Consider the following 12,425-nt stretch of genomic DNA (forward strand, 5'->3'; position numbering starts at 1 on the left):
TACAGCTCTTTTTTTATTGCAAAAAATCCCTTGCCGATTCGGCAAGGGATTTTAGTTTTAAATTATTTTGTTTGTTTAGAAGTTGATTCGGATTCTTTTGCGTTCACTTTACTTCTTGTTCCTAACATAACTAAATAGCATAATACAGCAAACAAGCAAGAAATGAATAGGGAATGTAATAATGCCATTGCTAAACTAGCATTTGTATATACAACTAAAATCCCAACAATAGCTTGAAGTGTTACAAGAATAAAGGAAATAATCCATCCCCAGTATACTACGCTTTGTTGCTTATATTGACGAATAGCAATAATCATTGCGTATAGTATCCAAAGGAATATTAATATCGCTGCAGCTCTATGCCCCATTTGAACCCACTCATGTAATTGAGTCGGCCATGGTCTATTTTTACTACATAAAGGAAAGTCTGGACAGGCTAAGCTAGCTCGTTCGTGACGTACTAAAGCCCCTGTGTAGACGACGATATAACTGTAAATTGTTACACCATAAATGTGAAATTTCATTTTTTTATCCATAATAAGTGAACGTGCATCAAATTTCTGATCAATTTCAAAAATAAGACACGTTAACAAAATAACAGAAGCGAATGAAATTAAGGAAATACCAAAATGGATAGCAAGTACAGCTGGCATTTGACCCCAAACAACGGCTGCCGCTCCCATTAATGCTTGTGCAACTAAAAATACGAAGGATAAAATTGCTAACGTTTTTGTTTCGCGCACATGTTTATAATACTTCCAGGATAAAATACAAAGGAGAGTGACAAGTATTCCTGCTGATCCTGATGTAAGGCGGTGACTTAGTTCAATAATAGTTTCCATCGATAAATTAGATGGAACTAACTCACCATTACAAAGCGGCCATGATTTACCGCAGCCTTGGCCAGAACCTGTTTTTGTAACTAAAGCGCCTCCTAATAATACTACTAATAAATCAAGACTTGTAATGACTGCTAACCATTTAATAAAGCGTTGCAATCTCTTTCACCATCTTTCTGCTATGAAGTTATTGCGAAATATTTTCATTCCATTATGTATAGAATAAAACGCGCTAGTTCCTATGATATATAAAAAATAATAAAATAGCAAAGAAATGGAGGGGGAAGACAAAGGGGAGAAAAAGGGTGTGAAAATAGAATTTATAAGGGAATTTTTAGGAGGAAAATAGGCTATTTTGAAAAGAAATGGGGAGAATACGTGTTAAATATGACAAAATAGTTTATTATAGAAAGTAACATCATGTTATGATAAGGATAAGTAAGAAGTAAGCTTTTTTATATTCGACACAAAAAGTTCATGTTTTCTTCACAAAATGTTCGGGAAATATGATTTAATATATTGGAGTATGGGCGTAGATTAGTAGTAGAATGGGTTAACAATATTTCTACTGTAATAATATTGCTATATAGAAGCGAATTATTTCATTCGAAATAGGCGCAAAAAGAAAGATGAAAGTTTTAAGAGGGGGTTAAAGTGATGAACCATGCAACAAGTGAGCTGCATGATGAGTCAGCTGTAACAAGTGTACCCGAAACAACTCGGTTACAAGATTTATCAGCGCTCGTTAAAATGGGGATTGTAAACTCAAATACACTTACTGTATTTACAGGATTTTGGTTGGCGTTACACTTTAATGGATTAAGTGTGATGGACAATCTGGATAAGCTATTTTTTACAATCGTTGGTTCCGGATTAATTATGGCAGGGGTATGTTGTTTAAATAACTACATTGATCGAGACATCGATCCGTTAATGGAAAGAACAAAAACCCGTCCAACGGTTACAGGAAAGTATAAACCAGGTTTTGCACTTACATTTGGACTAGTTATATTACTACTTGGATTTGTATTCTTATTATTAACAACACCGATGGCAGTATTAATGGGATTTATTGGTGCCTTCACATATGTTGTTTTATATACTTTATGGACAAAGAGAAAGTATACGCTAAATACTGTTGTAGGTAGTATTTCTGGAGCAGTTCCACCTTTAATTGGATGGGCAGCAATTGATCCATCTTTAGGCCATCCAATTGCTTGGATGTTATTTTTAATTATGTTTATTTGGCAAATCCCACATTTCCTTGCGTTAGCGATGAAACGTGTTGATGAATATCGAAATGCAGGAATTCCAATGCTTCCTGTAGTTCATGGATTTGAAATTACGAAACGCCAAATTATGATTTGGACAGTATGTTTATTACCACTACCATTTTATATGAGTGGACTTGGGATAACATTTATGGTACTTGCAACATTGCTTAACATCGGATGGATCGTTTTAGGATTTTATGGCTTCCGTAAGAAGGATGACATCAAATGGTCCGTACAAATGTTTGTTTATTCCCTAAATTATTTAACAATCTTATTTGTATCAATGATTGTAGTTACATTCTTCTAAGACAACGACATAATTGGATTTCTTTACGTTGAGATTTACTTTACTTAACTATAAAGTACAATCTAATTCACAAGGAAAGTGGGGGTTGTTTGTATGAAGAAACAGTGGCGACTGCTTTCGTTCGTTTCACTGCTGGCTTTACTGTTAGGGGGATGCGGTAAAGCCTTTCAATCTACTTTAATTCCGCAAGGAGAAGTAGCAAAAATGCAATATGATCTGCTCTTACTAGCGAGTGCGATCATGGTAGGAGTAGTACTAGTAGTTACTATTATTTTCTTGTATGTAATTGTGCGTTTCCGACAAAAGAAAGGTCAGGAAGATTATATTCCAGAACAAGTTGAAGGGAATCACAAACTAGAAATTATATGGACAGTTATTCCGATTATTCTTTTACTAATCTTAGCTGTTCCGACGGTTACATATACATTCAAACTTGCTGATGTAAGTGCGATGGAGAAAAAGAATATTGATAAAGATACGATCGTTGTTGATGTAACAGCGAATCTTTATTGGTGGGAATTTTCTTATAAATCAGAAAAAATAGTAACTTCGCAAGATTTAGTTATCCCCACAGGTAAGAAAGTGTATTTGAATTTGAAGGGTGCCGATATTAAACATTCATTCTGGGTTCCATCTTTAGCTGGTAAAATGGATACAAATACAGACAATGTAAACAAAATGTGGTTAAAGGCAGATAAATCGGGCACTTATAATGGTTTTTGTACAGAGTTTTGCGGCCCGTCACATTCTTTAATGCAATTTAAAGTGAAAGCTTTAGATGAAAGCGAGTACAAAAAATGGCTTGCTGATATGAAGAAGATTGATGGGAAAAAAGAAGTAGCTTCAACAAAGGCGCAAGAGGGCCAAGAAATATTTAATAAAAGCTGTATTGGTTGTCATGCAGTTGGATCTAATGATAGTAGACCACCTTCCGCTCGTATCGCACCAAACTTAGCAAACTTTGCTGATCGTGATACGGTTGCTGGTATTGCCGAAAATAATGAAGAAAACTTAAAAAAATGGCTGAAAGATCCTGAAAATATGAAGCCAGGAAATAAAATGACTGGTAAATATGGCAACTTAACGGATGATCAAATTGATGCATTAAATTCATACTTACAAACGTTAAAGATTGAAAAGTAAAGAGGGATTATTCGCGAAGGGGAGGTTGAAAACGTGAGCTCTGTAGCAAAAAAACAGGGGATGGGTGCTGTCATATGGGATTATTTAACGACAGTAGACCATAAAAAGATTGCCATTCTCTATTTAATTGCAGGTGGATTGTTTTTTATAATAGGCGGAATAGAAGCACTATTTATTCGCCTTCAATTAGCGATTCCTAACAACGCTTTTCTTGTTGGGGATGCTTATAATCAAGTATTAACGATGCACGGTACAACAATGATTTTCCTCGCAGCTATGCCACTCGTGTTTGCATTTATGAACGCCGCCGTGCCACTTCAAATTGGTGCGCGTGATGTAGCGTTCCCGTTTTTGAATTCACTCGGATTTTGGTTATTTTTCTTTGGTGGAGTATTTTTAAATTTAAGTTGGTTTTTAGGTGGAGCACCTGATGCAGGATGGACATCTTATGCATCATTAGCTTTAGCTTCTAAAGGCCATGGTGTTGATTTTTATGTACTCGGCTTGCAAATTTCAGGTATTGGTACATTAATTGGAGGTATTAACTTCCTTGTTACAATCATTAATATGCGTGCGCCAGGAATGACGTATATGCGTATGCCAATGTTTACATGGACAACGTTTGTAACATCTTCACTTATATTATTTGCTTTTCCGCCGTTAACTGTAGGATTAGGACTTTTAATGTTAGATCGTTTATTTGGAACAAGTTTCTTTAATCCAGCATTAGGTGGGAACACAATTATATGGGAGCATTTATTCTGGATTTTCGGTCATCCGGAAGTATACATTCTTATACTCCCAGCTTTCGGAATATTCTCAGAAATCTTCGCGACATTTTCGAAAAAACGATTATTTGGTTATTCATCGATGGTGTTTGCGACAGTATTAATTGGATTTTTAGGATTCATGGTATGGGCGCATCACATGTTTACTGTTGGCCTTGGTCCAGTTGCAAATGCTATTTTCTCAGTTGCGACAATGGCAATTGCGGTTCCGACAGGTATTAAAATATTTAACTGGCTCTTTACAATGTGGGGCGGAAGTATTCGTTTTACAACACCGATGATGTGGGCGGTAGCTTTTATTCCATCATTCGTAATGGGTGGAGTTACAGGCGTTATGCTTGCATCTGCACCAGCTGATTATCAATTTCATGATAACTATTTCGTAGTAGCGCACTTTCATTATGTAATCGTCGGTGGTGTTGTATTTGGTTTACTTGCAGGGGCTCATTATTATTGGCCACTGATGTTTAATAAAATATTAAATGAAACATTAGGTAAGATAACATTTTGGTTATTCTTTATCGGTTTCCATTTAACATTCTTTATTCAGCATTTCCTTGGATTGATTGGTATGCCACGTCGTTACTACACATATCTTGAGGGGCAAGGATTGGAAATGGGGAATATGATTAGTTCTATTGGAGCTGTGTTTATGGCTCTTGGAACGATTGTTCTTCTATTCAATGTAATAAAAACAACTGTATCAAAAGAGAAGGCTGGTCGTGATCCATGGGATGGACGTACACTAGAATGGACAATGCCAGCACCTACACCGGAATATAATTTCAAACAATTACCATTTGTTCGCGGGTTAGATCCGTTTTGGATTGAAAAACGTGAAGGTAATAAAGAGATGACGGCGGCGGAACCAGTTGGTGATATTCATATGCCAAATGCTTCATTTTCACCATTTATCATTTCTCTAGGCTTATTCATAGCGGCATTCGGTGCAATGTATATGCAAGGTGGAAAAGATAAGTTCTGGTTATTAGTAGCAATTATTGGTTTAATCATTACATTTGGCGCAATGTTCCTTCGTTCAGTAGTCGATGATCATGGATATCATATTCATAAGGAAGATTTAGAGGATAAGGGGGGCAAGGCATAATGCATGTAGATGAAAAATTAACGAATGAAACATTTCCAGCAGAGCCTGAAAAAGCAACCCTTGAGGGGAAAAATAAGTTTGTCGGTTTTTGGTTATTTCTTGGAGGCGAAACAGTATTGTTCGCTTCCTTGTTTGGCACATATTTAGCATTAAAAAACTCTACAAATGGTGGACCAACATCTCAAGAGATGTTTCAAATGCCGCTCGTTTTCATTATGACGATGCTTTTATTAACGAGTAGTTTAACGAGTGTATATGCGATGTACCATATGAAAAACTTTAATTTTAAGAAAATGCAACTTTGGCTACTTGTAACAGTGTTGCTTGGCTTAGGGTTTTTGGGATTTGAAATATATGAGTTTTATCATTATACACATGAATTTAAGCATACTATGAGAAGTAGTGCATTTGGCTCTGCATTTTATGCTCTTGTTGGTACACATGGACTTCACGTATTGTTTGGATTGTGTTGGATTTTAACATTAATCTTTAGAAATGCGAAGCGTGGTTTAAATTTATACAACGCACCAAAGTTTTATGTTGCATCAATTTATTGGCACTTTATTGACGTAGTTTGGGTGTTTATTTTCACTGTAGTATATTTAATGGGAATGGTGGGATAAACAATGGCGATAAGACAAACAAATAATCCTAAGGTGGATCTTGTTTATCGGAAGAGAAAAAGTGCAGAGGAGATGAAGCACCAAGTTATTACGTTTGCGCTAATGATTTTCCTGACATTAGTTGCATTTGTAGCGGTAGCATATCCAAAAACTTTTAGTCCAACCTTCTCTGTTCCGTTTATTTTACTATTGGCAGTGGTGCAAGTAATTTTTCAATTGTATTATTTTATGCATATGAGCCATAAAGGGCATGAGGCTGCAAGTTTCTTTCTGTATTCTGGCCTGTTAATAGGATTAATTACAATTTTAGCTTTTATGACAATCGTGTGGATTTGAAAAGTGAAGAATAAGGGGGCTTGTGTTGTCACAGCCCCCTCTTCACATTATGTGGAAGGATAACCATTAGGAAGGTGGGGGTGACAATGAGTAACTTATGGATATTTGGCTTTCAAGCTTTATGGAGTCCATTCTTTTTATTATTTATGCTTTCGATTCTTATTGGATACTTCTTAATTATTGGACCATATAGAACTCGATTTGAAAATGCGACGAAGGTAAGTAAAAAGCAAATTTTTTATTTTACGTCTGGAATTGTTCTTTTGTATTTTGTAAAGGGTGGACCTATTGATTTAATTGGCCATATTATATTTAGTGCACATATGTTTGAAATGGCAGTCATGTATATTGCAGTTCCGCCTTTATTATTACTTGGTATACCAGTTTGGTTATATCGTTATATTACTTCTTTTAAGCTAGTTCAAATTGTGTTGAAAATTTTTGCTAAACCGCTTATTGCATTGTTTGTATTTAATGGACTGTTTTCTTTTTATCATTTGCCAGTTGTTTTTGATGCAGTAAAACAAAGCCAAATTGCCCATCCGATTTGCCTCGCTATATTATTTTTTGCGGCAATCATGATGTGGTGGCCGATGTTAAATCCGTTACCAGAATATCAAACGTTAAGTGATATAAAGAAACTTGGTTATATGTTTGCTAACGGTATATTATTAACGCCAGCTTGTGCATTAATAATTTTTGCAACTGCACCGTTATTTGCAACGTATACGGATTCAGCTGCTTGGATGAAAGCGATGGAACTATGCGTACCTGCGGGAACTTTATCAGAATTAAATATAACTGGACCAGAATTTTTGCACTGGATGCCAGTAGTACAAGACCAACAAACGGGCGGTATCATTATGAAAATTGTCCAGGAAATAGTGTACGGTACGATTATCGGCTATGTATTCTTTAAATGGGCGCGTAGAGAACGCGAAAAGGATAAGGAGCAGTTGCAACAATTGCCGCCATATTTACAGACTAAGTAAAAAAGTGTATGGGATTCCATATGCTTTTTCTTTTTTAGTTTTAGCTTTAGGTATTTATAAAAGATTGAAATTTCAATCTTTTCGTGTTAAGTTAGTGTTGGCGTATACTAAAAGTGGATATAAAATTTACTACTAGCTTTCATGCGTAATAATTCCATATGTAGTGCAAGTTTTTTAGAGAGTTACAAATTTATATTGTTATCTTTAATAAACACGAACTATTTTAAGGGGGAATTTAAATGGGTAGTAGCGGAAGTATGGTAAAGCCGATTAGTGGTTTTTTAACAGCGTTAATTCAATATCCAGTACCGGTAGTAGAGTCACGTGCAGACATTGATAAACAAATTAAACAAATCATAAAAACAATTCATTCAACTAAATCAGGTTATCCTGGATTAGAATTAATAGTATTTCCCGAATATAGTACACAAGGGCTCAATACAAAAAAATGGACTACAGAAGAGTTTTTATGTACAGTGCCTGGGCCAGAAACAGACTTATTTGCTGAGGCATGTAAAGAATCTGAAGTGTATGGTGTTTTTTCTATAATGGAAAGAAATCCTGATGGTGGAGAACCTTATAATACAGCGATTATTATTGATCCACAGGGTGAAATGATTTTGAAGTATCGTAAGTTAAATCCTTGGGTGCCGGTCGAGCCTTGGAAAGCTGGAGATTTAGGCTTACCTGTTTGTGATGGACCTGGAGGGAGTAAATTAGCTGTTTGTATTTGTCATGATGGCATGTTCCCTGAAGTAGCCCGTGAAGCAGCCTATAAAGGTGCGAATGTCTTGATCCGTATTTCCGGATATAGCACACAAGTTAGTGAACAATGGATGTTAACCAATCGTTCAAATGCATGGCAAAATTTAATGTATACATTGTCAGTGAACTTAGCGGGTTATGATGGTGTATTTTATTACTTTGGTGAAGGACAAGTATGTAATTTTGATGGGACTACTTTAGTGCAGGGGCACCGAAACCCTTGGGAGATTGTTACTGCCGAAGTATATCCAGAGCTAGCAGATCAGGCTAGATTAGGATGGGGGCTCGAAAATAATATATATAATTTAGGCTCAAGGGGATATGTAGCGACTCCTGGTGGAGTGAAAGAGAACCCGTATACGTTTGTAAAAGATTTAGCTGAAGGTAAGTATAAAGTTCCCTGGGAAGATGAGATTAAAGTGAAAGATGGATCCATTTATGGGTATCCAGTTAAAAAGACGATTCATTCTTAAGGAAGATAAATAGAACAAGCGCATCATATTGATGCGCTTGTTCGGTTTACTCAATAATTTGAAATTCTTTTAACTCTTTTTCGACATTTTGTAGGAGTTGTTCGCTTTTTTGGAGTACATTTGTTGGGAAAGTCTCATCATCACCATATTCAACACCGTGAGGATAATAATGTTTTCCTAATAAGGGAGGGAGTAGTTTTACTTCAGCGTGTCTGCTGCCAATGTCGCCTTCAACAGCAACTCCGCGCACTCGTAAGTAATAAATATCCTTTAATATTTCAAATTTATAATCGTATGTAACTCTTTCGTAATCCCACTGTCCAGCTAGTACAAAATGGTTCTTTTCCATAATCTCAGTTAAAAGGGATAAATCAACGACGGCCCCATTAAATTTCGTATTTGTAAATTGCATATAATACCTCCTTTTTTAATGTTACATCATTATTTTTATAATAGTATGAATAATAAGAAAGTGCAATTCATATTGAGAGAAAAGGGATAATCCAGACTTTTTTTGTGAAAATATGATATAGTGAAAAGAGTACGGTACACACAAAAAAGGAAATAAAAGGATTTGTGTATATCTCAATTTTATGTTTTGTGCAGGAGGTATATCGTTTGAAGAAATTATTGCGTATCGTAATGATTACATTTTTAATTTTAGCTGTTGATTTATACGGGAAATTACTCGTTTCACAATATATATTAACCCCATCTCAATCAAAACAAGAAAATAAAATTGTGAAAAAGAAAAAACAAGTCGATGAGGACTCCTCAGACACTGTTTTAAATATGATTGGTGGAGATTCTGAAAATCTATTGGCAAAGTGGGGAGAACCAGCTCGAATAGAGCCATCTGCTTACGGTTATGAATGGTGGGTGTACAATCAAGATTTAAATCAGTACGTTCAATTTGGAGTTGCTGAACGTAAAATTGTAACAGCGTATGTTGCTGGTGAACAAGTTAAGGTACCGCCTTATTATATAAATGAAAAATATGAAGATGTATACAAAAAGAATCCGCTCTCGCATGAGATTTCATTAAAAAGAGGGAAGAATAGTTATCAATTTGAGTTATCTGATACGGAAGTAATGGAACAGCCGTTAGTACCTGTAGAAGATGGATGGGCACAATTATATTTTGATCATTTCACACATGAACTCGTTGGTGTTCGTTATATGGATGATGAAACGTTATTGCGCCAAAGACCGTATCAGCTTGTTTATTCAGGTGAATTAATAGCAGAACAACCATTAACACCAGAAAAGATGAAACAAGTAGAGAATGGGAATATGCAACAAATTTTTGATTTAACAAATATTATTCGAAGTCGTCATGAACTACCATTGTTAACGTGGGATCAACAAACAGCAGATGTTGCTATTGGACATAGCAAAGATATGAAAGACAATAATTACTTTTCACATGATTCACCTACATTAGGTACGTTAGGAGATCGTTTACAACGAGGACGAGTAGGGTTTCAGCTTGCTGGTGAGAATATAGCGGCACAACATAGTGATGGAATTGCGGCGGTACAAGGTTGGTTAAATAGTGAGGGGCATAGAAAAAATTTATTTAATGAACAATTTACCGGATTAGGTGTTGGGGTATTTGATAAATTTTATACGCAAAACTTTATTCGAAAATAAAGTGAAACTTTAAGTAGTGTAAAAAAAGGTGCATGAATCGTCTAAAAATAGGCGAACCATGCGCCTTTTTTTTCTTACAATATAAGTAGATATACATGAAGAGGTGAGGATTATGCCAACAACAAAAGGACCGTTACATCCATCGGTTCAACAGTTTAAAGAATTTGTAAACCATCACCCTAAAATGGTTCATGACGTTAGAAGTGGTCAAAAAACTTGGCAGCAATTTTATGAAGAATGGTACTTACTTGGTGAGGAAGATCCAATATGGGCAACTTATAGACCTGATGGAGCGCCTGCCTTTTCTTCAGTAAAAGAAAATAAAAAAGAGAAGGAAAAAGACAATCGAACTGAAGAGGAAAAAACTGCTGATGTGATGGGACAAATGCTTTCTTTTTTTAAAAAGCTAGATGTGGAACAAATGCAGCATCATTTAGCTAATGTGACGAGTGCTATCGGGAGTGTGCAACAAGTTATTCAACAGTTTCAAGGAAGTCGCACGCAACAAGAACAAAGTACTTCCAAAGAAAATAATCCATTTTTCTTTCAAAAGGATTAGGGGGAAAGATGATGAGAGAAGAACTTATGGAGTTTATAAAGGCTGATGAGGACTTATCGCGTTATATTAGGGAGCAGCCATACTGGTATAGGAAGTTAACCCGAAATCCTGAAGAAAAAGAAGCTTTTGAGTTGGCTGCTATGCAACATTTCAAAAAAACGATACCAGATAAAGTAGAAAAATTTCAAAATCAATTGGCGGTTGCTTCGATCATGATTGATATGTTTCAGTATATGAAGCAGCAAAATACGACATAATTGGAAGGGAAAACTATGTCCGTCATGCAGAACTTTTGTTACAATAGAAGCGGATTATTTAAAAAAGGAGTTGCAGCATGACGGAAATTTGTTTAGTACGACATGGACAAACTGATTGGAATTTTCAAGAGATTATTCAGGGGCGTGAAGATATTCCACTTAATGAAGTTGGGAAAAAGCAAGCGAGTCAAAGTGCGGCTGCTTTGCAAGTAGAATCGTGGGATATTATTATAAGTAGTCCGTTAATTAGAGCACAAGAAACGGCTAAGGAAATCGCAGAGGCAGCTGGATTACAATCCATTTTATTAGATGAACGATTTGTTGAACGGAATTTTGGAGAAGCTTCAGGGAAGCCGGTTGCAACTGTTAGAGAGTTAATTGCGGAGGGTAAAGTAGAAGGTATGGAGTTAGATAAAGAAATTGTAGCTCGTTGCTTTGCTGCTTTAGAAGATGTTGCAGTAACTCATTCTGGTAAACGTATTATTATTGTTGCTCATTCACATGCGATAAAAGCTATTTTACATGCAATTGCACCAGATGAAATTACGTTTAAGACCCCGTTAAAAAATGCATGTATTAGTTATGTGAAAGAAAACGGCGGAGAATGGGATGTTCTTAAATATAATATTGCGGAACATATTAATGTATAAGCGTATCTGAGATTGTTTGAAAATAGTTAGAGTCATATCTTTCTTTTAAGTGAGTCACTTCAATTAGTAGTTCTATTCTAAATGTGGTATGATGAATACTCGGAGGTGTCTCTCATGATTGTAGCGACGCTAGAAAGCGTATTAATATTAGATAAGGCAGAGCAGCTTGCAAAAGCGATCATCTGTTCAGATATAGCAGAAGATTATCGTAAGTGTTATAAAGAATTGCATGAGGATGTGGAAGTTCAGACATTAATTCAGCAATTTACAGCGATGAAGGAACGATATGAGGAAGTGCAGCGTTTTGGGAAATACCATCCTGACTATACTATCGTGTCAACAAAAATGAGGGAATTAAAGCGTTCTGTAGACTTGCATGATAAGATTGCAACCTTTAAACGAGCAGAAACTGCTTTACAAAAGTTATTAGATGAAGTTAGTGTAGCAATTGGTTCTGAGGTATCCTCTTCTATTAAAGTTCCAACAGGAAATCCATTTTTCGATGCTGGTGGCTGTGGCGGAGGTTGCGGTACTGGCGGAGGTTGCGGTTGTAAAAAAACGGGGTGATGTACCCCGTTTTTTAGAAGATGTAAGAAAACGTATACAGAGTTTGTTTCATTATGTCATAAATTTCTGGTTAGTTTTCAAAAAATATAAA

The 12,425-nt window shown here is 35.9% G+C and carries 14 protein-coding genes; 12 read left to right on the forward strand and 2 right to left on the reverse strand.

The genetic code is table 11. The features are described from left to right. Positions 1-62: 62 nt before the first annotated feature. Entirely contained in the window at positions 63-998 is a 936-nt protein-coding gene (gene ctaA / locus JDS98_RS17520) for a heme A synthase (RefSeq protein ID WP_001188753.1), read from the reverse strand. Between the two features lie 498 nt (positions 999-1,496). Between ctaA and ctaB the strand changes: the two genes are divergently transcribed. From ctaB to JDS98_RS17555, 7 genes are all read left to right on the forward strand, one after another. Next, complete coding sequence (gene ctaB, locus JDS98_RS17525) at positions 1,497-2,420, forward strand: protoheme IX farnesyltransferase (RefSeq protein ID WP_001015063.1); 924 nt, start codon at positions 1,497-1,499, stop codon at positions 2,418-2,420. Positions 2,421-2,513: 93 nt separating this feature from the next. Further along, positions 2,514-3,563, forward strand: coding sequence for a cytochrome c oxidase subunit II (gene coxB, locus JDS98_RS17530; protein WP_097956937.1), 1,050 nt, complete (start codon positions 2,514-2,516; stop codon positions 3,561-3,563). 60 nt (positions 3,564-3,623) lie between these two features. Further along, a complete protein-coding gene (gene ctaD / locus JDS98_RS17535; RefSeq protein ID WP_170957719.1) occupies positions 3,624-5,459 on the forward strand; it encodes a cytochrome c oxidase subunit I in 1,836 nt (611 codons plus the stop codon). Then, entirely contained in the window at positions 5,459-6,082 is a 624-nt protein-coding gene (ctaE, locus tag JDS98_RS17540; RefSeq protein WP_000557861.1) for a cytochrome c oxidase subunit III, read from the forward strand. Before ctaD ends, ctaE begins: the two co-directional genes overlap by 1 nt. 3 nt (positions 6,083-6,085) lie before the next feature. Further along, positions 6,086-6,418, forward strand: coding sequence for a cytochrome c oxidase subunit IVB (ctaF, locus tag JDS98_RS17545; protein WP_001007827.1), 333 nt, complete (start codon positions 6,086-6,088; stop codon positions 6,416-6,418). A gap of 86 nt (positions 6,419-6,504) precedes the next feature. Continuing rightward, on the forward strand, positions 6,505-7,410 hold the full coding sequence (gene ctaG, locus JDS98_RS17550; RefSeq protein WP_000069006.1) for a cytochrome c oxidase assembly factor CtaG: 906 nt from the start codon (positions 6,505-6,507) through the stop codon (positions 7,408-7,410). A gap of 239 nt (positions 7,411-7,649) precedes the next feature. Further along, entirely contained in the window at positions 7,650-8,648 is a 999-nt protein-coding gene (locus tag JDS98_RS17555) for a formamidase (protein WP_000535796.1), read from the forward strand. Positions 8,649-8,694: 46 nt separating this feature from the next. Here JDS98_RS17555 and JDS98_RS17560 read toward each other — a convergent pair whose 3' ends face one another. Then, positions 8,695-9,060, reverse strand: coding sequence for a YugN family protein (locus JDS98_RS17560; protein WP_001160935.1), 366 nt, complete (start codon positions 9,058-9,060; stop codon positions 8,695-8,697). Between the two features lie 206 nt (positions 9,061-9,266). On the opposite strand from JDS98_RS17560, the gene JDS98_RS17565 reads away from it, so the two are divergent. The 5 genes from JDS98_RS17565 (at position 9,267) to JDS98_RS17585 (ending at position 12,334) form a co-directional block, all read left to right on the forward strand. Next, on the forward strand, positions 9,267-10,301 hold the full coding sequence (locus JDS98_RS17565) for a CAP domain-containing protein (protein WP_097956939.1): 1,035 nt from the start codon (positions 9,267-9,269) through the stop codon (positions 10,299-10,301). Between the two features lie 112 nt (positions 10,302-10,413). Then, on the forward strand, positions 10,414-10,860 hold the full coding sequence (gene ylbD, locus JDS98_RS17570; RefSeq protein ID WP_001143329.1) for a YlbD family protein: 447 nt from the start codon (positions 10,414-10,416) through the stop codon (positions 10,858-10,860). An 11-nt stretch (positions 10,861-10,871) separates the two neighbouring features. Next, positions 10,872-11,117 (forward strand): YlbE-like family protein, encoded by a 246-nt coding sequence (locus tag JDS98_RS17575; RefSeq protein WP_001206442.1) that lies wholly within the window; start codon positions 10,872-10,874, stop codon positions 11,115-11,117. A gap of 77 nt (positions 11,118-11,194) precedes the next feature. Beyond that, complete coding sequence (locus JDS98_RS17580) at positions 11,195-11,767, forward strand: histidine phosphatase family protein (protein WP_000134952.1); 573 nt, start codon at positions 11,195-11,197, stop codon at positions 11,765-11,767. 114 nt (positions 11,768-11,881) lie between these two features. Then, positions 11,882-12,334: a YlbF/YmcA family competence regulator gene (locus JDS98_RS17585; RefSeq protein ID WP_000634357.1), complete on the forward strand. Its 453-nt coding sequence runs from the start codon at positions 11,882-11,884 to the stop codon at positions 12,332-12,334. The last annotated feature ends 91 nt before the right edge of the window (positions 12,335-12,425 follow it).

This window comes from Bacillus cereus group sp. N11, from assembly GCF_016483605.1.
GTDB classification, from domain to species: Bacteria; Bacillota; Bacilli; order Bacillales; family Bacillaceae_G; genus Bacillus_A; species Bacillus_A toyonensis.